The 21852-nt window shown below is 48.0% G+C and carries 29 protein-coding genes; 2 read left to right on the top strand and 27 right to left on the bottom strand.

The window, feature by feature from the left end; genetic code table 11:
- Positions 1–5: 5 nt before the first annotated feature.
- Genes pfdA through argC form a run of 9 tightly spaced genes read right to left on the bottom strand, consistent with a single transcriptional unit; the run spans position 6 to position 3756 of the window.
- Positions 6–419 (bottom strand): prefoldin subunit alpha, encoded by a 414-nt coding sequence (gene pfdA, locus AF_RS10380; RefSeq protein ID WP_010879555.1) that lies wholly within the window; start codon positions 417–419, stop codon positions 6–8.
- Positions 416–589: a 50S ribosomal protein L18Ae gene (rpl18a, locus tag AF_RS10385; protein WP_010879556.1), complete on the bottom strand. Its 174-nt coding sequence runs from the start codon at positions 587–589 to the stop codon at positions 416–418. Before rpl18a ends, pfdA begins: the two co-directional genes overlap by 4 nt.
- Positions 590–598: 9 nt before the next feature.
- Positions 599–1246, bottom strand: a complete 648-nt coding sequence (locus AF_RS10390; RefSeq protein ID WP_010879557.1) for a translation initiation factor IF-6 — start codon at positions 1244–1246, stop codon at positions 599–601.
- Complete coding sequence (locus tag AF_RS10395) at positions 1247–1513, bottom strand: 50S ribosomal protein L31e (RefSeq protein ID WP_010879558.1); 267 nt, start codon at positions 1511–1513, stop codon at positions 1247–1249.
- A gap of 10 nt (positions 1514–1523) precedes the next feature.
- On the bottom strand, positions 1524–1676 hold the full coding sequence (locus tag AF_RS10400; RefSeq protein WP_010879559.1) for a 50S ribosomal protein L39e: 153 nt from the start codon (positions 1674–1676) through the stop codon (positions 1524–1526).
- Between the two features lie 4 nt (positions 1677–1680).
- The gene (locus tag AF_RS10405; protein WP_048064758.1) at positions 1681–2007 is read right to left on the bottom strand and encodes a DNA-binding protein; all 327 of its coding nucleotides are present in this window, start codon (positions 2005–2007) and stop codon (positions 1681–1683) included.
- Between the two features lie 11 nt (positions 2008–2018).
- Positions 2019–2462, bottom strand: coding sequence for a 30S ribosomal protein S19e (locus tag AF_RS10410; RefSeq protein ID WP_010879561.1), 444 nt, complete (start codon positions 2460–2462; stop codon positions 2019–2021).
- Positions 2463–2466: 4 nt separating this feature from the next.
- Positions 2467–2697: a YhbY family RNA-binding protein gene (locus AF_RS10415; RefSeq protein WP_048064523.1), complete on the bottom strand. Its 231-nt coding sequence runs from the start codon at positions 2695–2697 to the stop codon at positions 2467–2469.
- A 60-nt stretch (positions 2698–2757) separates the two neighbouring features.
- A complete protein-coding gene (gene argC, locus AF_RS10420) occupies positions 2758–3756 on the bottom strand; it encodes an N-acetyl-gamma-glutamyl-phosphate reductase (protein ID WP_010879563.1) in 999 nt (332 codons plus the stop codon).
- Positions 3757–3795: 39 nt separating this feature from the next.
- On the opposite strand from argC, the gene AF_RS10425 reads away from it, so the two are divergent.
- The gene (locus AF_RS10425) at positions 3796–4053 is read left to right on the top strand and encodes a DUF167 family protein (RefSeq protein WP_048064524.1); all 258 of its coding nucleotides are present in this window, start codon (positions 3796–3798) and stop codon (positions 4051–4053) included.
- A gap of 59 nt (positions 4054–4112) precedes the next feature.
- Here AF_RS10425 and AF_RS10430 read toward each other — a convergent pair whose 3' ends face one another.
- From AF_RS10430 to AF_RS10505, 17 genes are all read right to left on the bottom strand, one after another.
- Entirely contained in the window at positions 4113–5018 is a 906-nt protein-coding gene (locus AF_RS10430; protein ID WP_010879565.1) for a formylmethanofuran--tetrahydromethanopterin N-formyltransferase, read from the bottom strand.
- Positions 5019–5067: 49 nt separating this feature from the next.
- The gene (thiE, locus tag AF_RS10435) at positions 5068–5700 is read right to left on the bottom strand and encodes a thiamine phosphate synthase (protein ID WP_010879566.1); all 633 of its coding nucleotides are present in this window, start codon (positions 5698–5700) and stop codon (positions 5068–5070) included.
- Complete coding sequence (gene thiM, locus AF_RS10440) at positions 5700–6506, bottom strand: hydroxyethylthiazole kinase (RefSeq protein ID WP_010879567.1); 807 nt, start codon at positions 6504–6506, stop codon at positions 5700–5702. The genes thiE and thiM overlap by 1 nt, the downstream gene beginning before the upstream one ends.
- A gap of 61 nt (positions 6507–6567) precedes the next feature.
- Entirely contained in the window at positions 6568–7479 is a 912-nt protein-coding gene (locus tag AF_RS10445; protein WP_010879568.1) for a hypothetical protein, read from the bottom strand.
- A gap of 6 nt (positions 7480–7485) precedes the next feature.
- The gene (locus AF_RS12450; RefSeq protein ID WP_010879569.1) at positions 7486–8298 is read right to left on the bottom strand and encodes a hypothetical protein; all 813 of its coding nucleotides are present in this window, start codon (positions 8296–8298) and stop codon (positions 7486–7488) included.
- Positions 8295–9317, bottom strand: a complete 1023-nt coding sequence (locus AF_RS10455; protein ID WP_048064526.1) for a signal peptidase I — start codon at positions 9315–9317, stop codon at positions 8295–8297. The genes AF_RS12450 and AF_RS10455 overlap by 4 nt, the downstream gene beginning before the upstream one ends.
- A complete protein-coding gene (locus AF_RS12455; RefSeq protein ID WP_010879571.1) occupies positions 9304–9762 on the bottom strand; it encodes a DUF1102 domain-containing protein in 459 nt (152 codons plus the stop codon). The genes AF_RS10455 and AF_RS12455 overlap by 14 nt, the downstream gene beginning before the upstream one ends.
- A gap of 33 nt (positions 9763–9795) precedes the next feature.
- Complete coding sequence (locus AF_RS10465; RefSeq protein ID WP_010879572.1) at positions 9796–10329, bottom strand: DUF1102 domain-containing protein; 534 nt, start codon at positions 10327–10329, stop codon at positions 9796–9798.
- A complete protein-coding gene (locus tag AF_RS10470) occupies positions 10329–10919 on the bottom strand; it encodes a DUF1102 domain-containing protein (RefSeq protein ID WP_010879573.1) in 591 nt (196 codons plus the stop codon). Before AF_RS10470 ends, AF_RS10465 begins: the two co-directional genes overlap by 1 nt.
- 111 nt (positions 10920–11030) lie before the next feature.
- The gene (locus tag AF_RS13145; protein ID WP_156029588.1) at positions 11031–11207 is read right to left on the bottom strand and encodes a hypothetical protein; all 177 of its coding nucleotides are present in this window, start codon (positions 11205–11207) and stop codon (positions 11031–11033) included.
- Positions 11208–11267: 60 nt separating this feature from the next.
- Entirely contained in the window at positions 11268–11519 is a 252-nt protein-coding gene (locus AF_RS10475; RefSeq protein WP_010879575.1) for a DUF4364 family protein, read from the bottom strand.
- 121 nt (positions 11520–11640) lie between these two features.
- A complete protein-coding gene (locus tag AF_RS10480) occupies positions 11641–12705 on the bottom strand; it encodes a sodium ion-translocating decarboxylase subunit beta (protein WP_010879576.1) in 1065 nt (354 codons plus the stop codon).
- Entirely contained in the window at positions 12705–13133 is a 429-nt protein-coding gene (locus tag AF_RS10485) for a biotin/lipoyl-containing protein (protein WP_010879577.1), read from the bottom strand. The genes AF_RS10480 and AF_RS10485 overlap by 1 nt, the downstream gene beginning before the upstream one ends.
- On the bottom strand, positions 13130–13411 hold the full coding sequence (locus AF_RS10490; protein WP_010879578.1) for an OadG family protein: 282 nt from the start codon (positions 13409–13411) through the stop codon (positions 13130–13132). Before AF_RS10490 ends, AF_RS10485 begins: the two co-directional genes overlap by 4 nt.
- A 41-nt stretch (positions 13412–13452) precedes the next feature.
- The gene (locus tag AF_RS10495; RefSeq protein ID WP_010879579.1) at positions 13453–14085 is read right to left on the bottom strand and encodes a fibrillarin-like rRNA/tRNA 2'-O-methyltransferase; all 633 of its coding nucleotides are present in this window, start codon (positions 14083–14085) and stop codon (positions 13453–13455) included.
- On the bottom strand, positions 14082–14867 hold the full coding sequence (locus tag AF_RS10500) for an NOP5/NOP56 family protein (protein WP_010879580.1): 786 nt from the start codon (positions 14865–14867) through the stop codon (positions 14082–14084). Before AF_RS10500 ends, AF_RS10495 begins: the two co-directional genes overlap by 4 nt.
- A complete protein-coding gene (locus AF_RS10505) occupies positions 14848–15789 on the bottom strand; it encodes a beta-ribofuranosylaminobenzene 5'-phosphate synthase (RefSeq protein ID WP_010879581.1) in 942 nt (313 codons plus the stop codon). The genes AF_RS10500 and AF_RS10505 overlap by 20 nt, the downstream gene beginning before the upstream one ends.
- A 111-nt stretch (positions 15790–15900) precedes the next feature.
- Here AF_RS10505 and AF_RS12460 point away from each other — a divergent pair, with 111 nt between their 5' ends.
- Positions 15901–21747 carry a hypothetical protein gene (locus AF_RS12460; RefSeq protein WP_010879582.1) on the top strand — a complete coding sequence of 1949 codons (5847 nt, stop codon included), beginning with the start codon at positions 15901–15903 and terminating at the stop codon, positions 21745–21747.
- On the opposite strand, the gene AF_RS10515 is transcribed toward AF_RS12460, so the two are convergent.
- Positions 21679–21837, bottom strand: coding sequence for a DUF2080 family transposase-associated protein (locus tag AF_RS10515; RefSeq protein ID WP_010878145.1), 159 nt, complete (start codon positions 21835–21837; stop codon positions 21679–21681). The genes AF_RS12460 and AF_RS10515 overlap by 69 nt on opposite strands.
- Positions 21838–21852: the final 15 nt, after the last annotated feature.

Raw genomic sequence — 21852 nt, forward strand, 5'->3', positions numbered from 1 at the left:
TCAATTCACTCCTTCTGCTGTCTCGCAGCAAGCTCCTGCTGGATTCTCTGAGCTTGCGAGAGAACCTGCTGGAGCATCGATGTCATTTTCTCCTGATTCTCCTCAATCTTTTTTATTCTGTTCTTAACGAATTCTATGGCCTCTCCTACCTCCCTTTCGACAACAACACCGCTGCCGATGTCAACGAGCATTTTCTTGCTGTTTTTCACGTCAACGTAGGCAAAAACGCCTCCCCCGAGGTTCATCAACGCCTCAACGCTAGTGTCTATCGATTCGAAAAATTCCAGCGTTTCAAGAGTTTTTCTGTACTCGTTTTCGAGGATTTCAAGCTCCATGAGCCTTCTCTGAAGCGCTTCTGCCTCCTCCTGCAGTATCTGCAGAGTCGCAATTTTTTCCTGAACTTCTTTCTCAGAGCTCATGCCTGCTTCACTTCCTCAATCTTTATGAGGTTTCTCTTAACCTTGTGATTGCTCCCGATTAGAGAATACACCTTCTCAAGCGCGTATCTCTCATTGTTCGCCTCAACAACTTTCGTGAACTTCTGCCAGCCTTCCAGAGTCTTAAACGCTCCTCTAACCTCAAACTTCATGTTACCACCTCACGGGAATAAAGCCTCCTCAACAATGCCCAGCTCAAAGCCTGTTGTGTCTCTACCCACAACATATCCTTTTGAGTTGGCTACAAGGCCCGAACCAACCATATCCGTTCCGAAGTTAACGGTTCCGGTTAAAACTTCCACTCCCGCCACCTCTTGCAGCTTTTTCGCCTCCCACTCGTTTATGTTGGGATTTGCAAGCCCACCCCTGTTCGTCACCACCGCAGCCATGCCGACGGTCTTTATACCCCCCACCGTCCCCTTGACAAGCTCTATGTCCATAAAGTCGGCCACCTTCTCCACCACACTGCTCTCCATTTCAGGGTTGGCAATCCCACCCCTATCGTTTATCAGCAGATTGTTTCCGAAGCAGGTCATTGGAGTCTCAATCACCAGCACATCAAGACTCTTCTCAAGCTCCCTGAGCTCACTGGAGAGGACCTGATCACTAACCACTGCCCCCCTGCTGTTCAAAGCCATCATCGCCCCAACAAGCTCGGAACCGGCTATTTTTGTAACGATAACATCAACATCAAGCTTCTCCTGAATGGCGTCAATCAGAGGCTCGTGGTTTACCCCCACTACTGCATACTCCTCAGACACCTTGGCGTAGAGTCCAATCAGCGGATTGCCGTTAACAGCAACTTTCATTCACGCGAGCTCAACTTCCACTATTCCGTCGTCGAACTTCACAGCCCTTACTCTTATCTTTGTTGGTGGTTTTTCCGCTCCTCTCTCCCAGATTTTCTCGTTAACAGCGGTGTCAATTTTCACGTTCTCTGGCTCTACCTTCATGTGCCTGCTGAGGAACTTCCTGACGTACTTTGCAGCTTTCTTCGCCCTAAGCCATCTCGGATACCTCTTCATCTTGTGCCTGAGCCTTATTGAATAAACCCTCTCAACGACAACCTTGGCCATTGCCCTCACCTCACACCTTCAGCTTGCTCCTCCTCCAGTGCCTCCTCTTGGGGCTTCCGAAGACGCTCCTCTTGGTCTTCACAGTAATCCAGACGGGAGCTCTTCTGTTTTGCTTGTAGGCCTTCGCCAGCCTCTTCTTAACGCCAACCGTCTTCTTACCCATAATATCACTTCCTTATGATTCTCGTTTCCCTCTTCTTGGGCTGAACTCTCTTCAAAATTTCAACGAGCATTTTATCAGTTATCTTGCTCTGAATTCTTCCAGCCTGAGCCAGATAAATAAGCTGGTTCTCAACTGCCTCAGCAATTTCAGGATGAGCGAGCTTTAAGCGTGAAAGTCTCTCCTTAGCTTCGGGCTCAAGAATTGCCCTCAAAATTGCCTTCTTCTGTGCCTCAACCTGTCTCCTCATCTCCTCCTTCTGCAGCTCCTCAAGCTCCTTCTGCCTCTGCAACTCCATCAGCTTCCTGCGCCTTATTTCCTCCAGATCATCCATAAAAACCACCCTCAGTACTTTTCGAGGGCAGGTATCTCGGAAACGAGTTCAGATTTTAGCTCTGTTGCAACTTTGTCGAGGAAAGACCTCCCCATCGGAGTTACAACTCTGCCCTCCCTTGTTTTCTTCACAAAACCAAGCTGCTCAAGCTGATGGAGCGCGTTTCTCACTATAGCCCCGCTTCCCTTTCTGAACTTCGGAGGCTTTGAACCCCTCCTCTTTCTCCCACCGTAGAAGGTTCTGAGCCTCTCGATGCCCACAGGACCGTCAATGTAAACTCTTCTGAAAATTGATGCGAGCCTCAAATACCACCAGTCATCCTGCTCTGGACTCCTCTCCTTGTGAACTCCCGTTTTAACATACTTTGCCCACTCTGGAGGGGCAACCATGTCCTTCAGCCTTTCGGCAACCCTCTTGATCAGCAAATCCGCCGGAACATCATACACTGTCGCCATATCTTCACCTCTCGAAGGTTAGCACGAACCCTCTGAAATCAACGAGCCTGCCCTTAACCTTTGAAGCTATTTCCCGGGCAAGCTCCTTTTTATCCTTACCCGATGACTCTCTGAAGTTGCGGAGCATTCTAACCTTAACTGCCCCGCGCTTCTCAAGCAGGAAATTTATCTCGTTTATTAAGCTTTCCGTCACACCGTTTTTTCCAACATTTATCGTTACCACGTCCTTCACCATGCTCCTCTCACCGATGCCTGCCCTACCATTTCCTTTTGGTGGGGCTGTGTAAAAAATTTTTCATGGGAAGAGTGGTGGAGTTCTGAGTCCAAGGGTTTCGTCGAACCCCATCATCAGGTTCATGTTCTGAACCGCCTGCCCCGAAGCCCCCTTCACGAGGTTGTCGATTGCGGAAACAACTACAACCCTGTCTTCTCCGGGATGGATGGAGATGTCGCAGAAGTTGCTCCCCCTCACCTGACTGAGGGAGACACTCTCCTGAATTCTGACAAAGAAGCTGTCTTCGTAGAATTCCTCGTAGATTCTGTAAAGCTCCTCCCTTGTAAGCTCTCCCCTCAGAAAGACGTGGGCGTTGGTCAAAATACCCCTTGAGCCGGGATAGACTTGGGGGGTGAAGGAGATTTTGATGTCGCTCTGAAACCTGCCCAATTCCTGAACCATCTCGTAGTAGTGGCGGTGCTCTGTGATTTTGTAGGGCACTATTGACTCGTGCAGGTTGGGGTAGTGCGTGAAGGCGGAGGGAGACTCTCCAGCTCCCGTTATCCCGCTCTTACAGTCAAAAACAACCCTCTCAATCAGCTCAAGCTTTGCGAGGGGTGATGCTGCGAGGATTGTGCCAGTGGGGTAGCAGCCGGGATTTGCCACAAGATTTGCCTTTTTGATTTCCTCTCTATGCAGCTCCGTCAAACCATACACCGCTTCTACATAACCCTCATGCTTTTTTCCATAGACTCTTTCGTAGGTCTCCTTATCCAGCCTGTAGTCTGCGGAGATGTCCACAACCTTTATCCCGCTGTCAAGAAGCTGGGGGACGTACTTCATCGCCTCTCCGTGAGGGACGGCTGTAAAAACCAAATCGCAATCACCGAAATTGCTCAGCTCAGGGCTGCAGAACTCAAGGTCGTAAAATCCCTTCAGAAAGCGATGAACCTTCCATATCTTCTGCCCCTCATACCTTCTGGATGATGCTGCTATCACCTCCGCCTCGGGGTGGTTAGCGAGAATCCTGAGGAGTTCGGAGCCCGTGTATCCGCTCGCTCCAATTATTCCAACCTTCATGAGGAAAAGGTTAAGAGGCAAAATAAAGAGTTTTCTGAGATGGCGAAAGTTGAGGATGCTGTGAGGGAAGCTAAGGATGGAGTTCTCATTTCAGTGCACGTTTCTCCGGGTTCAAAGGAGGTTTCTTTCAGCTATGATGAGTGGAGAAGGGCGGTGGAGGTGAGGATAAAAAGCCCCGCCAAGGAGGGGAAAGCGAACAGGGAGCTGCTTGGCATATTCAGACAGATATTCGGTGAGGTTGAGCTCGTAAGCGGTGAAAAGTCGAGGAGCAAAGTTCTGAAAGGTAAAAGGGAGTAAGGAGGAAGCTGTTGAGAAGCTAAGAGGATTGATTGAAGGCAGATAAGGAAAAAAGAAAATCAGGAGTACTTCTCAATCAGGTCCTTAAGGTAAATCTTGTGCTGGCCGAGCTTTCCTTCGTAGTTGCCTGCAGAGATTCTCACAACGCCGTCGATTTTGCTGACAACATCCATGCAGACGAACATTGCCTTCTCAACCACCTCTCTTTTAATGCCATTGATGACGATTTCTGGAATCGATTTAACGCCATCAGGAACCTTTGAATCGGGGATTTTGCCTTTAAGTGTGGGACAGAAGTAGTGGTTCGTGCTTGGACCCATCTCCGGATACTTCGTTTCCGGCTTGCTTCCAGCGGAACAGATGTCGAAGGACGTTATCACACCATCCAGCTGCTTTAGCGCCTCAACCGCGGCCTCTCCCGCCTCTAAAGCGGCCTCCTCGCTCTCGCAGAAGTACCAGATGTTTCCACCAGCGATGCCCTCAGCGTAACCAATATAGCGCTCGATTATGAACTCTCCGAACATTATGGGGACTCTGATAACCTTCCTTCCCCACATCTCGTCCTCCCACTCGTAGCCGTCACCGCACCTCCCAACGTTTATTTCAGCATCAAACTTCGTTTCGCTTTCGGTAGCATTGAAAACCCTCGTAGTGGGGACGACGAGAATTCCCTGCCTTATCCTCTTCCCCATCTCCCTCATCAAAACGTCAAGGAACTTCTTGGACTTCTGAACCCAAATCTGGCAGATGGCTCCAAGCCTGCCATCGGGAGTCTCCTGAGGTGAGAGCCATTTTTCAACACCACCCTCAGCTTCACCAAAAACGGTTGAGGGCAAGGCTGTTGCGGAGTATGCGGCCTTCTTAAGCAGCCACTTGTGCTTTGCCGTTACGATAATTCTCGAATATATCCCATCAAAAGCCTCGCAGTATGTATCATCAACCGGCACACCGTTCAGTTCGAGCATGTTATAAGTTTTCATGATACTATAAAAATTCTGCGACTGTGCTTGAAAGCTACAACCCGGATTTAAATCGTCTGACAAGCTCAACCAGCTCTCTTGCAGCCCTCTCAGGGTCATCCGCCGCAGCTATGGCTGATATTACAGCAATCCCGGCCACACCGGTTTTCAGAACTTCGATGGCATTCTGTTTATTTATTGAGCCGATGGCCACAACTGGGACACTCACGCTCTCAACTATTCTCCTCAACCCTTCAATACCGATTGCCTCCCCCGCATCTTCCTTCGTTTTTGTTGGAAACACAGGCCCGACTCCGAGGTAATCAGCGAACCTCTCATCCTTCTTCGCCTCCTCAACGTTGCCGGCTGAAACGCCAATGTAGCCGGGAAAGATTTCCCTTGCCGCAAAAGCAGGCATGTCATCCTGCCCGATGTGGACTCCGTCCGCATCAACGGCCAGGGCAACATCTATCCTGTCGTTTACGAAGAAAAGAGCGTCGTAATCTCTTGTAAGCGCCCTGAGCCTCTTTCCTATTTCGTACATCCTTTTCGTGCTGAGCTTCTTCTCCCTGAACTGGATTGCTCTCACTCCAGCCCTCAAAGCCATTTCGGCAAGCTCCTCGTGCGTTCGGCCGAATTCGGAATCCGTTATGAAGTAAACGCTCAAATAATCCTCAAGCCTGCTCATCAGACCACCCTCTCAAGGTTCAGCCTTTCAATAACCTTCTCCGCGGTTATTTTTGAAATTTCATCTATAAGGTTTGAGCGAAAGCTTGCCGTTCCGGAGCTTTTCTCAGCCGCAAGCTCTCCGGCAACGTTGTAGCATGCCAGCCCCTCAAGTGAGGCGAGGAGAAAATCCTTCTGAACAGCCATGAAGCTGGCTATAACGCTACCGAGCATGCAGCCGCTCGCCGTAATCCTGCCGAGCATCTCCGTGCCGTTTCTCATTACGTAAACGCTTCTACCGTCGCTAATCAAATCCTCCTTTCCGGTTGCCACAACCACCAAGCCGAACTTCCTGGCAACCTCCTTAACATCTGCAGCTTCGGCCGTAACTTTTGAATCAACACCCCTAACAACCCCCTCCTTTCTCAGAAGGCTAAGAATCTCCCCTTGGTTGCCCTTAATAACATCAACACCCTCCTCCGCAACCGACAAGGCTGTGGATGTTCTCAGCTTTGTTGCTCCAGACCCAACTGGGTCGAGCAGAACCGGCACCCCTTTGCTTTTTGCCGATTTGACTGCCAGCATTACCGCCTGGATTATGTACTCGTCAAGGGTTCCGATATTTATCAGGAGAGAAGATGCAATCGAAACAAGCTCATCGATTTCCCCGTGAGCGAAGCTCATTATCGGTGATGCGCCGATAGCTATGGTTATGTTGGCAGAATCGTTCATCGCCACGTAGTTCGTGATGTGGTGCACTACAGGCTTAAATTCCGCGATACGCGCAATGTCTCTTTCCAGCTCTTCTTTCAGCCTCTGGAGGTGCATGATTGAAGTTGCGTCAAGGATTAAGAACTTTTGCTCACTGATTGTGCAAAAAAATTGAAAACTAAATTTCTCTGTACTCGTAAACCACTCCTTCTGCTGCTATTGAGTAAACTGCCTTTCCGTCAATCTCTGTCTTCACAACGGGACTGTCTGACATTGCAAAGACCTTTTTGAGGTCTTCCTCGCTTTCCAGTATGATTTTTGCACCCTCTCTCCTGCCATTAATGACGTGGGGATTTCTCCTTTCTCTCTTGAAAGCATCTCTGTTCAGAATCGCTACCGGCACTGCAGCGAAAACCGCCATCGCCGCATAAACTATTCTGGCGCTGTTTACACTCAATCCACCAAAGCTGTTCTCTGTGACTTCTTTCGTGCTGTAAACCGTTCTTATACTCTTAGAATCATCTGAAAAGCTGTAAAGGTCGCTCCCTTCCTTCAGCGTGATTGTGTGGTTGAAGCTCTCGTTTTCGGCTTTAGCTGTGAAGGCTATCTCCGTAATCCTCGTTAGTCTCGGCAGCGCTGTGCCATCTTTCACCGCAGCAAGTCTTTCGCCCATCTGGGTGAAGTTAAACGCAATCGGAATGCTCAAACTACCAGCGAACTCACCCTGCTCGTCCTTTAGCGTGTCCTCCCAAATCTGAACCTTGTCTCTCCCATCCTGAACGAAGTAGGTGGTTCTGACAGTCATTCGATACTCTCCAGCCCTTTCAGGGCTTATGGAGTAGAGATACTCGCCCTCTATGCTCCCTGTAATTCCGGCAGGGTAGTAGTCGAGCGATGCCTTACTGCCGTAAATTGATTCATTCGAAAGCATTGCATGATGCTTAAACTCTCCCTTCTGCTCCACCACCTCATTAATAACACTTCTCACACTCTCAGCCGGAGTTGAGAAGGCGTAAAGGGCCATGACAGCCAGCAATGCTGCCGCAACAGACAGCACAACTGTCGTCAATTTTTTATATTTAGATTCCATATAAAATCACCTCACTGCTTTAACGATGATGGGGTTGCTCACAATTCCAAGCCCCTTGATTTCCGCACCATCGTTGAGATTGTAACTTCCCGGACTTGTGAACTCCTGTTTTCCCGCAGGATTGTGCTTTGTTGCGATTGTTACATCCATGAACTCTGTTCCCTCAACATAGACATCCCAGACTATCTTGGTTGTACAGCTCCTCCCCGCTCCGGGGTGGTGGGTTGCGAAACTGCCATCTGAAGCTGCTATGCTCAGAACCTCAAACTCTGCAGGAATCGTGTCAAGGATGGTGTAATTGTCACCAGCATCGCTCTCGACGAGAATTCTGAACTTCCATACCTCTCTCGTGAAGAGCGGGACAGTTGTGTTACCGCTGAGTAACACTTTGCTCATCCTGACAGCTGGGTCAACAACTTTAACGCTGCATGCAGGGATTTTGGCTGAACCGTTATCCCAGAAAGCCTCGATGTCAATCGGTATCGTGTACTCTCCCTGACTTCCTCTGAATTCAGCCTCAACGAGCTTTTCCTCACCTGCATACAGAAAAGTCGGGTTGCTGAATGTCAGGATGTCATTTGGTGTGGAGAAGTACAGCTCAACATCCTCCCCAAGGTTGTTTTTCACGCTAATCACACCTGTGCTATCGCCATTGGCAAGGTAGAGAGTCATTTCGGGGCATTCAAAGCCTATGTAGGAGCTGTTGTTATCAGCTATGTTGACAGCAACTCCCCTCGCCCCGTAATACTCTCTGAAATTACCACTCGAACCCAGAACGAGCACGAGCGTGGCGGCAAGGATTATTAACAACTTTTTCATAATTTCAACCTCCTTCTTTTACTCAATCTTATAACCTCCTCCTCTCCAGCCCTCGTGGCGTAGTATATCACGCCCAGAACCGCTGCTAGCTCCACCGCAAAGGCAGCGAGCGGCAGGAAAGGATTCAAACCGTACATTCTGATTATCAAATCTGATGGTAAAATGAGCGGATAAGCGTGAACCTTTACCTCCTCATAATAAATTCTTGTTTCTGACGGAACTCTAACGTGAACGCTTAACTCTGCCCTGTCCCCTCCTGAAAGTATTTTGCTCTCATCCTTCAGCTCCACTCTCTCACTTTCTGAGCTGAAAAGGTAAAGGAGTGGAAAAAGGGCGTTGTTCTTTATCTCAATCTGCCTGTCAAACTCCGATTCGGGAAGATACCACCCCTCTTTCTGCCCACCTGCCAGCGTTGATGCATAGTTGAACCCAACAACCCCCCAAGTGGCGATAACCGAAAGAAGGAGCATTGCAATTGATATTGTTGAGACTGCAACGTAGGCAGTTTTGTATCTCAGCCTGTAAACCTTTCTCTCCTTCTTCCTCCTCTCTTCTTTTCCCGTCAAAAGCATAGCTCCACCTACTATCATGAAAACTGCAAGCAGAATGTTCATTGTTGTGCCCGAAAGTCTCTGAATGTAGTTTCCCACCTCAGGGATTTTTATGGGATTTCCAAGCAAAACCAAAACTACTCCCGCAACGCTCTCCCTTTTGACAACACTATTAGACCCCTGCTGGTCTGTGGCGATGTTGTGGTCTCCTTTGGTTATGTATCCCCCATCCGTCTCCGCCACAACTCTGTGGACCGTCCAGTGGCCGTTGAGGTTGAACACGATTATGTCGTCCGGCTTCGCCTCTGCCAGCGGATTTATGAGGAAAAGGTCTCCTCTGTTCAGCGTTGGAGTCATGCTGTCTGATGTAACGTAGGAAAGCAGAACCGGCCTGTTAAGCAAAAATCCTGCCGTTGATGCAAGCAGAAATACTGCAAGAATAAGCATGAGAAGGTCAGACAGCTTCATCGCACTCACCTTCAAACGTCTTAATGCTGTAACTTTCCTCCATCAGCCCGAGCTCGGTTGAGCTGAACTCAACGCCCACTGAAATGCTTTCGTTAACTGCCAGGGAGAAGCTGATGGTTTGCAAAGCCTCACCGCTGGTGTAAAACCTAATCAAGTCACTCTGCGAGTGAAGGACAACACAAACAGGAAAGCCGTTGCCGTTCTCTATTCTCAGCAAATCGTCAAATCTGTAAGTAGAGCCGGGGCTTAATCCCTTGCCGTATCCCGGATAATTCGGGTTGTTTTCGGTGATGTCTATTGTAAGATTTTCCTCATTGCTGCCGTATGGTGAGGGAGAGTAAAGCAAAACTCCGTTTATGGTCTCCGCAGCTATAGCAGAGATAGCCGGAGCTCTCCATCCGAGAGCTATGAGAAGTAGTGTTATCGCAATTACGAGCTTTTTCATTTACTTTCCTCATAAAAAATTAAATTTGAGAGCTTACTCGCAAGCTCCCGCATCTGCACTTACACTCATCTGCGCTTCATTGCTTCCCAGATCCTTGTTCGTGTTGTCGAATATGAATCCAACTGGAACCGGCTGGTTGTGGTAGACGGTGAAGTGTATCTGTGTTCCCGGACCGCTTATCGGGCTATCATAGTCTCCAGCAAAGAACGAGATGCCATCTCCCTGGTTAAGCGATATGTGGACGCAAATCGGGAAGTCCGCATCTTCGTTCTCCCAGAGCTCGTTGCTCACGTTGAACATCTCCTCAAACACGTAGGTCGTGTTGACGCTCATTCCATCGCCATAACCCGGATAATTGGGGTTGTTTGGCGATATCTCAATGGTCAGCTTTCCGTTGTTTAGGTAGGCGTAGGGCTGAATTGGAGTTAGATCAATAAACTCGTTGTCATCTGATGTTATATTAACCGTCACGCTCCTCTCTGCCTCGTAATACCTGAAGTTTGCTCCCGCTCCTATTGTTAGGGTTAAGCCAACAATAAGAAGCAGAAGTCCCGCTAACTTTTTCATTATCTCACCTGTCCACAGTTATTCAGCTCTGCAGGCTCTGTTCCAAGCCTGTAGGCCTTGACTGTCATCGTCTCATCCCACACATCTCCCGGACTGTCACCGTTAGCGCTGAGGTCCATTCCAATTCTCTTTTCCGAGTTTGGTCCAAGAGTAAAGCAAACATCATCTCTCGCACTGTCTGATGCTGTTGCTGCAGCACCGCCATCCACCGCATAAACTCCACCCTCGTGGCTGTAGAATTCCACATGCGTATCGGATGAAGTAACTCTAACAACTATCCACATGTCTTCCCACAGATGGTTGCTAACCGCAAAAACCTCGTCGAAGTTATACTCGCTGGCAGGGCTTATTCCATCACCGTATCCCGGATAATTTGGGTTTTCAGGTGAGAAGTCCACTACAAGCTCTCCGTTGTCAGCGATGTAGGCGTAGGGCTGTATCGGCTTAAGGTCGATAAGCTCTGTATCGTCAGTTGTAATGTTCCAGTGAACGCTTCTATCTGCGTTGTAGTCACTAAAGGTAGCGCTTACGCCTATGACAAGGCTCAAAGCCACCATTGCTCCCAATATGCCCAAAGGCATTTTTCTCATTTTTTCACCTCTTACTCGGCATTCTGCCGACAAGGAATATTGGTCGAAATGTTATATATAATATTTGAAAATAAAATCAGAAGCCAAAATCAGGGTAAAAATTAAGGAGGATTACTCAGTAGGAAGGTTCAGAAACCTCTCTCCTCTCTCTGTAATTACAAGTTTTCCGTCTTTCAGCTCTGCAAGTCCCAGTTCAAGCAAAACTTTGAGCTCCCTTTCTGACAAATCCTCTTTTGACAGCTTTCCGTCTTTTATCATTTCAAGGAGTTTGTCAATATCTCTTAACATAGTGAAACTACTGCGTGAGAATATTTAAAGAATTCGAAGAATGGCTACTGAGGCAAATCACTACTCAGTCATTTCCTGCAGTTCGCCATATTTTTTCACAAAATCTCTCCCCTTATCGGTGGTGCTGTATGTTTTCTTCCCATTTTTTGAATCCAAAACGAGAAAATCGTTTTCAACAAGCTCCTCAAGATAACTCTGAGCCATCTTGAAGTTTATGTTCGCACCGTAAACGATCTTGGTCATGTTGGCTCCGCTGTTTGTGATTTTTAAAATAGCAACAAAAATTTCGAAACGTGACCTTTTATCTCCCATAAGATGAATTATCTTTAGCTATATTTATAGATTTCCTCTACTCTTATTGTTATTATTACAATATTTCGAAATTCGTGAATAAATAAAAAAAGCAGATACGCCTCAAAATGCGATGATTAACCTACCCAAGAATCTGAATCAAGACTCCTGCCGCAACGGCAGAACCGATAACTCCAGCTACATTTGGCCCCATTGCGTGCATCAGGATGTGGTTGTGGGGGTCTTCCTCAATTGCAAGCCTCTGAACAACTCTCGCCGACATCGGGACTGCAGAAACCCCCGCTGCACCGATCATGGGGTTGATTTTTTCTTTCAGGAAGAGGTTCATTACCTTCGCAAGCAGCACACCGCCGGCAGTTGCTGCAGCAAAAGCGACAACACCAAGAGCGAGGACAAGCAAAGTTTTCTGCGTCAGAAAGCTCTCCGCCCTCATTGTGCTTCCCACGGACAGGCCAAGAATTATCGTCATGATGTTCATCAGCTCCTCACTCGCCCCTTTCGCCAGTCTGTCGGTAACACCGCTCTCCCTGAACAGGTTGCCTGTCATGAGCATTCCGACAAGAGGGAGTGCTTTGGGGGCGAGAAAACCGGAAATAATTATGGTTGCAATAGGGAAAAGAATCTTCTCTTTTTTAGACACTATTCTTAGCTGCCTCATCTTGATTTTTCTCTCCCTGCTCGACGTTAGAGCCTTGATGATTGGTGGCTGGATAATCGGAACGAGGGACATGTAGCTGTATGCTGCGACGGCAGTTGCAGCGAGCAGATGAGGAGCGAGAATTGTGGTGGTGTAAATTGTTGTGGGCCCGTCAGCCCCGCCGATTATGCCGATTGAAGCTGCCTCCTGCGGTGTAAAACCGAGGAAGAGCGCGGCAATGAGAGCGGCAAAAATTCCAATTTGAGCTGCAGCACCAAGCAGAAACGTTTTGGGATTGGCAAGCAGCGGAGAGAAGTCAGTTAAGGCTCCAAGACCGAGGAAAATCAGGAGAGGGACTATTTCGGTGTGGATCAGATACTTTAAAAAGAGATCGAAAATGCTCCCTTCTTCAGCCAGCCCACCGCCGGGAATGTTGACGAGAATGGCTCCTATACCGATGGGGACGAGGAGGAGGGGCTCCATTTTCTTGACTATACCGAGGTAAACCAGCAGTAATCCGACACCAATCATCACGAGGCTTCCGAGCATCAGCTCACCGGCTGGATTATGGCAACGATATCCCCAGCTTCTATCCTCTGCCCCTCCTTCACGAGAATTTCTGCAACAACCCCCTCAGTAGGACTCACAATCTCGTTCTCCATCTTCATCGACTCAACAATCACAACCGGCTCTCCCGCCTTTACTTTGTCCCCCGGCTTGACAAGGATTTTCAGAACCACCCCCGGAAGCATGGAGGTTACAGCGTTCTCCGGTGCGGTAAGCTCCTCTTTTACCTCCGAAAGTAAAGCGGATGGAGCAACTGGTTCAAACGATGGCCTCTCAGCCCTTTCGTAGATGTCCTCAACGACCACCTCGGCCTCTTTATCTCCTACCCTCACCCTGTAAACTCCTTCTCTCAGCTTCTCCACACCCACTTTGAAGTCGGCTCCGTCAACCCTAATTCTGTAAAACCTCATTCGACCCACCTCATCGCATACAGCCTGGCAACCCTTTTCCAGTTCTGGGGTGCGCTTATCTCAACAACCTGCAACCCCTCATGCCTTGATAGGGCTGCAACAATTGCAAAAATCTCTTTTTCACTAAATCCGGTAGAATCCGAGCTTATCTCAATTTTCTCTTTATTCGCACTTCCCGCCACCTTTCCCATAAGCCACATAAAGAGCGCTAAAATGGACAGAACGAGAAATACAACACCCATTCCCTCTACAGTGAGCATTATGGCCAAATCTATCATCCTTCTCCTCCTAAACTTTATGATTAAAAAGCTTTGGTTTTTCAAAACCTGTAAGCGTGGATGAAGATGTGGTCCCTGTGGTAGGGCATCAAGCTTCCGTGCTTAACAATTTTGAAATCCCCCTCCATTTCCTTCAAAACCGACTTAAAGACTTCCTCAGGTTCTGCCGTTGAGTCGATGCTCCTCGCCTTTACCATGATGACCACCTCTCCTTTCTCTTTCAGGAAAAACTCCGCATTGGCCTTTAAAATTTCAATCTGGTTCTTCTGGGCTATATCTTGGTAAATCAAATCGACTTTCTCCACAATCCCGCTGTACTTCCACGGCTTGGATGCGTCAAAGAGAAGAGGGATTATATTATTCCTCTCTCTCACCAGCTCAAGGAGCTTTTCAAAGGGCTTTGCGGAGTATTCGACAGCGTAAATTATCCCCTCATCCACTATGTCCGCCAGATGACTTACAGTCGTCCCGCTCGCCGCCCCAAGATAGAGGACTCTCTCGTCCCCTCTTAGCTTGAGCCTGTGCCCCTTTAAAATCATCGCCGCAAGCTTGCTCCTCCACGGAACCCACTCCCTGTATCCGTCAAAGACCTTCTCTCCATAGTGGCTGCCGTATTTGCTTTTCGTCACCAGCGTGTCATCAAGCAGGTAAACGTTCCTCATCAGCTCCTTCATTTCCTCCTCAACTCCTCGTAGCGCCTTCTTATGCTCTCGTAAAGGCTTTCATCAATTTCACCCCTGAAATAGTCGATTTTCGCCGCAATGGCGAGCTTTGCAGCCAGAAACCTTGCCATCTTGCCCCTCTTGGCCTTGGGCAGAGTTCTTATGAAGGGGTGAAGGAAAATTATGCCGTGCTTCGGAATTTTTGCCTTCTTGCCCTTTTTCATCCTTGCAAAGGCCTTGTAAAGGCTCTTTTCGGCCCCTATAACTTGAATCTTGCTTGCAGGCAGTCTCACAAGCCTTTCCATGCTCCCAGCCCTTTCGAGGAGCTTTGCTGCGACCTTCGCCCCTACTAGTTCAGTCATGTTCGGCGCAATCTTTTCCATTACCTCCTCAATCTCCCTCTCCACGTCTCTCCTAAGCTCCCTCAATTCTCTAATTTTCTTCTCAAACTTTTCCGTTATCTCAGACTCCTTGACAGCCCTTATATCCTCAAGCTTCTCGTTCAGCATGTTTATTGACTCGTCGATCTCCTCCAGAGCCTTTACAAGCGCTACGACGTATCTGTCTTCCCTCCTCAACTCTTTCTCGACCATTTTCTCAGACACGGCCAGGGCAGTTTTTCGCAGAATCCGGTAGTAGTCCTTCCCCAAGGCTTTCGCTCCAACTTCAGAAACATTGAACGGCAGTGGAGATGGGTTTTCGGCTTTTAAAAACGACTCCTCAAAGTTTTCACTGAGCTTTATCTCTTTACCATCGTAAACCCCAAACCAGAGATTATACCTCAATTTCGACACCCCTGTTCCTCGCCTTGGTTACTATGGTTCTGCATTCGTAACCTTTTTCGGCGAAGTAATCTCTTAAGCTCCTCTCAATCCCCCCCGCATTTGAGTCGGTAATGGCATAAACCGTCGGGCCGGTGGAGCTCATTCCAATGCAGTCGGCAAGGTCAAAGCAGCCCTTAATCAGTTCACCGTACTGCTCAACCTCTGCCTTCTTGAATCCTAGCTCCTGGATTCTCTTCAAAGCCTTTCCAAACTCGTCGAGGTCAGCTTCGACAACAGCAGGAAGCATTTTCATGAGAATGAGGTGACAAATCTCCCTCACATCCTCAAGAGGGACAGGACAGCTTTTCTGAAAGAGGTTAACCTCCCTCTCCCCAAAAAATCCCTTCAGGTCGGGTATTGCCAGAACCACATTCCAATCGGGAAAGTCGAGCCTCGCTATCATTGGAGCGGGCTTTGCCCTGCTGGCTGAAGAGGGCAGGAAGCTCTTCTTTTCTTTGGTGGAATGCCCTCCATCCACAACCAATCCTCCGTGGTCGAAGACAGCAACACCGATGCCCGAGGTTCCACCCCTGCCCATTATTTCGGCAATCTGCCTTGTAGTGAGATTTAAACCGTAAAGCTCGCTGAATGCCCTTCCTACAGCAAGGCTTATCTGCGTCCCGCTGCCGAGGCCAACATGTGCATCATAATCTGAAACAACCTCTATCTCTGCACCTCTGCCGCAGTATTCGGCCATTTTTGCCGCTGCAATCTCGAACCTTTCTCTGTTGATTGGTTCACCTTTCAGGACAAATGTCTCGCTCTCCTTAGCTTTTATTTCGATATGGGGCTCCTCCAGAGCCAGACCAACTCCGCCATCAACTCTACCAATCGAACCGTTTAAATCAATGAGCGTGATGTGGATTCTTGAGGGTGTCCTTAATCTAAGCATAGCCGGATTTCGATTTCAAGTTTAAAAACGCTTTTCAAAAGGTTGCCTTATAACTATTATGGTCATTAGCTAAAAGCTTTAATATAGCGTAATTACTTTTAAGGGAGTTGGATGAAAGTCAGCGCTTTGCTCGCACTCACGGTTGTTGTATTTCTCGTTTCCAACTTAGCCGGTAGTGTGGAATTTTCAGGCAATATAGGCAACGAAACAGTCAATAAAACAATTTCTGTTGAGAAAGTTTACTTTCCGGGAGATAAAGTAATTCTAAAGGCAAATTTCATGCCCTTAAAGGCAAAGCTGGTTGACCCGGCAGGCAAGGTTATCGGACTGGAATTCAGAAAAAGCGAAGGGGGCTTTGAGGCGGAGCTTGAGCTGAAGAAGGATGTTGTACTAGGTAAGTATCTTCTTTTTGCGGACAACGTTTCAGCAGAATTCTACGTGGACAGCTACTCAATTGAAGCTGCCTACTTCAATGGCAAGGTTGTTGGAAACGTCAGCTACTACTTTGCTGAGCCCGAGTACGTTTACTACAAAGCCGGGAAGGAAGAGGGAAAGGCAAAGGTGGCTGAGGACGGGAGCTTTGAGATTTTGCTGAAGAAGGCAGCTAAAGAAGTCGAGCTGAGATGCGGGAATGCCGTTGAGAGGGTAAAGCTGAAGGCTGAGCTGAGCATCGTGCTTGACAGGGTTGAGGTTGTAAATGAAACGGCCTTTGTTGAGGGCAGAGTTCTGCTTAATGGTGTCGAAACTGAGGCGAACCTGAGCTACTGGTTTGATGAAGGAGAGGAGAGGGTTCTGGAGGTTAATGGAACCTTTAACCTCAGCTTCAGCAACGTCAGCGGGATTCTGCATTTGATCGCTGAGAATAACGGGCTGAGGGCAGAGGAGAGCGTTGAAATAGAGGCGATAAAGAAGGTTGTTGAGGTTGGCGGAGTTTACTTTGCGGGCGATACGGTTGAGGTTGTTACCAACTTCAAGCCTAAGAAGGGGCTGATTGTCGGGCCCGATGGAAAAAAGGAGGAGCTTGAGTTCGTTGAGGAGGACGGAAAGTATTTGGCGAGATACGAGCTGAAGAAGGACGTCGTTCTGGGTAACTACACCGTTCTGGTTGATGGAATTGTGAAGCAGTTCGTTGTCGATTTTTGCGAGGTTTCAGCCGAGTTCGGGGATGGGGCGATTTGGGGTGAGGCGAGGAGCTTCTACACCACCCCAAAGGTAAGGTATCTTATTGCTGGAGAGAACTTTTCCGAGGAAGGGGTTGCTGGGGGGAATTTCAACATTCCCGTAAACAGGACTGGAGATTTCAGGGCTGTTTTTGAGTGTGGAAACTCCCGCTATGAGATGAACTTCAGCGTTGCGGAGGCGAGGAACGTTGAGGTGGACGATTTCAGCTTTTTGGGAGAGATTGTTGAGGTGAGAGCAACCTTCATGCCCGAAGAGGCCTACATAGTTACTCCCTCTAACGAGACTGTTCGGCTGAACTTCTCGGAGAGGGAGGGGGCGTTCATCGCTGAGATTGGGGCAGAGGAGATTGGGAGATACAATTTGAGGGTGGATGAGTTCAATCTGAGCTTTGTGGTTGACGATTACTCGATAAATGCGAGCTTTAATGGTTCGGCTGTTGCTGGTACAATAAAATGGCATTTTGTTAAGCCCGATTACGTTTACTACAAAGCAGGGAAGGAAGAGGGAAAGGCAAAGGTGGCTGATGACGGAAGCTTCGAGATTTTGCTGAAGAAGGCAGCCAAAGAAGTTGAGCTGAGATGCGGGAATGTTCTTAAGATCGTGAAAGTCACCCCCAAACCGCCAAAGGAAGAGAAAGGGGAGATTGTTGCCTTTGACCCGGTAAAAAAGGTCATTGTGATTAAAAAGCTGGAGGAGGAACAGGACGGAAAGTTTAAGATAGCTTCAACCGAGGAAAGAAAGAAAAAAGTCAAACTTGTTGAACTTGAAGTTCCCGCAACTGAGGAAAACATCAAAAAATTCAATTTAACGCCTGATGTTTTGAGCACAGAAATCAAAACTAAAAGGGTAAAGAAGGACATGATAAGGCTGGAAGTTAACAACAAGCTGGAAACGTGGTACAGGTTCAGCGTTGAGATTCCTGAAGGTTACAGGGTTAAGGGGATTATAGGAGATGACGGGAGGAGGATTGTCAACACCGTCCATGTTAACAGGAGCACCGGCGAGTTGGAGGGAGATTTGAGGTGGTATGTTAAGAACAATACCCTTTACTTCTACGACGATCCCATTTGGGGGTACGACATCTCCCTCTACCCACCAAGACCGAACAGGTCGATAGCGGTTGAGCTGGCTTACTCTGGACCTTATTCAGAGGGTGGACAAATTTCGGCCATTATTTTCCCTTACTCCGAAGGAGATGACGATGCAACAATAACCTCCTACGACCACGCTGGAAGAACTGAGGATTATGGATATGCTTATGATTTGGATATTGATGCCGGTTCTAAAATCGCTATTAGGTTCTCTTCTGGCGGGAACACGAGAGAGTTTGGAAATTGGTGGGATCACTTAAATGGAGCTGAGCCGCTCGGTGATGACCTAATTAACCAGATAAGCAGAGAGGACACACCGCTAAACACTGCTCCAAACGGAGTTGTTGAAAGTGTAATCACCACAAAAATGCAAACCCCCCTCTGGCAGAACTCTCAGGTTAACATCACCCAGAAGGTCATAATCAGAGACAACAGCAGATGGTTTGCTACAATTTACTACATTGAAAACATTGGAAGTACAACCATAACGAACCTAAGATTCTTTCAGGGAATGGACTGGAACTTTAACGGAGATTTTAGTGATGATTATGGATTCTACAATTCAAGTGTAGATACTGTCTATGGTTATGATTCAAATGCTGCACCGGGAGACATTCAGTATGGTGGTTTCTCCTCAAATATTCCGAGCTCTGCACATGACGTTGGAAATTACTACAGTGACATATGGACAGGAATAGACCAAGACAATCTTCAAAATCGGAATTCCTACTATCGAGACGCAGGAGTCGCTCTGGCATGGGATAAACCCTCTCTCGCTCCGGGAGAGATGTGGATTGTTCCGGTCATCTGGGGACTCGGATTCACTAAGGAGGACATGGTCGCACAAATAAACGACGGAAAGTCAAAGCTCTACGATACCGGAATTCTATCCATAGACGCTCCAGCAAACAACTCAAATCTGAACCCCTCGCAGGGAGTTGTTTACTTCAACGCCACCGCAGCTCTCTTCGGGATAGTTGATGCCTACAACCTTGAGGTCATCTTCAACATTACAAAGGTCGGTGGAGGTTACAGCTATCAGGGCTCAAAGACTGTCAACCTCTCCGTCCCCGATGCAGAAACAGCCAACGTTTCCTTCCCGCTCGACATCTCATCGCTTGGCTACGGAACATACAAAGTCAGCTTCAGAACGAATCTCTCCAACGACCAGAACACTACTAACGACGAAAAGTGGATTTACGTCAACATTGTTGGATTCACTGTCGAGCCTGACAAACCATTAACTGCAAATCCCGGCGAAGAAGCGTTCCACAATCTAACCGCAATCAATGGTCTTTCCTCCCAGAGGTTCGATGTAAGGATTGAGGGCACTTCAGAAGGTTGGCCCACGGCAATATATGTAAGCGGGGTGAAAATTGCAGAAGATGCAGATGGAGACTCCTTCTGGGATTTTGTTGATTCGAATTATGACACCAACTCCAACGGCATACCCGACATACCAATCCCACAGGGGACGAGCTACATCAACGTATCTAAGGAAATACCATCCTCCGCAGAGCTGGGGGTAAGCGACTTCACCCAGCTCAACTTTACCTCCACAACTGACGCATCAATTTTCGATACTGCAACAATCCAAACATCCACCCCACCCCCTCCAACAGAGATTAAGACCTTCTATCTCCACGGAGATTCTGTTTTGAACACATCTGCAGAGTCCACTCCATCTCAAATACAGATCGTGGCCAACTCTCTCCACTCGTGGTATCAGAACCCGGTTTTCGCAGACAATTTCAGGATTTACGATAACGTGACCGTAAACTTATGGCTCAGCAGTTCAACCTCATCAACTCACGAGGTTAGAGTACAGGTTCTGTCAACAACCGGAACCACGTCATACCTTATCGGCGCAAACTCGACCACTCTCACTCTAACCACCACACCCACACTCTACACCTTCAAAATCCCTCTCACCTCCCCATTTGAGTTCCGGAGAGGAGATTACATTGTATTGAGAGTTGAAAATATCGCATCCAGCGACATGACGGTATCCATGTCCCAAACTTATTCATCGAACATTACTCTCCACACATCAACCTACGTTAACGTTGAAGAGATTCAATCGGTTGTTTCGGGAAACGATGTTACAGTTTACGCTAACGTAACAGACCCCATAGGCTCTTACGACATATCTGAAGCGAGAATTGAAGTCTTCTACCCCAACGGAAGCCTTCTAATCTCAACAACCATGAACCTCAACACCACTGACCCTTCAAGCCCCTCACTCTGGAAGCTCTTCGACTTCACCTTTACTGCACCTGTGCCCGGATTTTACAGGGTAAATGTAACTGGAGTTGAGTCGAATGGTGTGACCTCAACATCCACAGCTTACGTTGCGGTGGGGAAGATAGTAACAGGGAGAGTGCTTGAAGACCTGTTCCCTCTTGGGAAGAACAATGGGGAGGATATAGGGCTCTCAAACGTGCGCGTTGCCCTTTATGAGGACAATGGAAACGGTTTGCTGGATGAAAACGATAAGATTGTGGGCATTGACACGACAAACTCTACCGGCTATTTCAGACTCTCTCCAGTTAATGTCTCTGCCACCTACTTCATAGTGGTTGATTCAAGAACGCTGACATCCTTCAGAGGATTAAATTCAGGTTATAAGGTGGAAAGCACTTGGGCAGAGCAAACATATCAGACTGAATGGGATGAGAGCAGCTGGGTTGTTGTTCAGAAATTTGGCGGGCAGGATCCGGAGGAAAGCGACTCCTTCGGGCTGAACTTTGAGCACTATACAGCCTTAAACCTCAACAACTACAATGGAGAAAGTATAGACTTTGGATTCAGCTTTGAGGTCATCGTTAACATCGAAGACAAAAAGGAAGAGAGTTTGAAGCCCATTGGGGAGGTATTTATAGTAGAGAACGTTGGCGAGAGCTGGAAGACGGTTTACCTTCACAACTACTATGAAAGTCCCGTTATAGTGTGCACCTACAACCTCCCGAGCAGTTCTGATCCACCAGCAGTTGTAAGGATAAGGAATGTTCAGCATTACAGCTTTGAGATAAGGATTCAGAATCCCGGAGATTCTGCGACACCAACACCATCAGACGTGCACTGCATCGTGATGGAGGAGGGGAACTGGACTCTAAGCGATGGAACAAAGGTTGAGGCTCACAGGGTGGTGAGTGATGAGACAAATCGTCGTGGAAGCTGGAATTCAGGATTGGAGCACCTAACTTACAACTGGAGCTATGCAAACCCAGTAGTTCTGGGGCAGGTTATGAGCTACAACGATCCCGACTGGTCGGCTTTCTGGTGCAGTAATGGAACAAGGCAAAACCCTCCAGATTCTTCAAACCTTTACGTCGGAAAGCATGTTGGTGAGGATACAGACATAACGAGAAATCCCGAAGTTCTGGGTGTGATAGTCGTTGAAGCCGGAAGTGGGGTTGTTAATGGCATGAGTTACGAAGCGGATCTCGGCGCCGATTCCATCAGGGGAGTTGATGACGGCCCACCCTTCAGCTACTCCTTAGGCGGTGATTACTCAGTTGCGATAACCACTCAAAATGCTATGGATGGTGGAAACGGAGGTTGGGCTGTATTATACGGTTCAAATCCTGTTAGCAGGTTTTGGGACAAAATTCCTTTAATCCCTGACAACAATCACATACGCTCTCCACCCAATATACCTCTTGGGCACATCAACCTTTGCTGAATTACCGAAAGGCGTGACTCTCTTCTCGAAAACAACCTCAACCTCCTCTTTCAGAACAAAATCTCCCTTCTTCACTTCAACCCTCCTCATGTTAAGTATATCCAT

Source organism: Archaeoglobus fulgidus DSM 4304 (assembly GCF_000008665.1).
In the GTDB taxonomy this organism is placed as follows: Archaea; Halobacteriota; Archaeoglobi; order Archaeoglobales; family Archaeoglobaceae; genus Archaeoglobus; species Archaeoglobus fulgidus.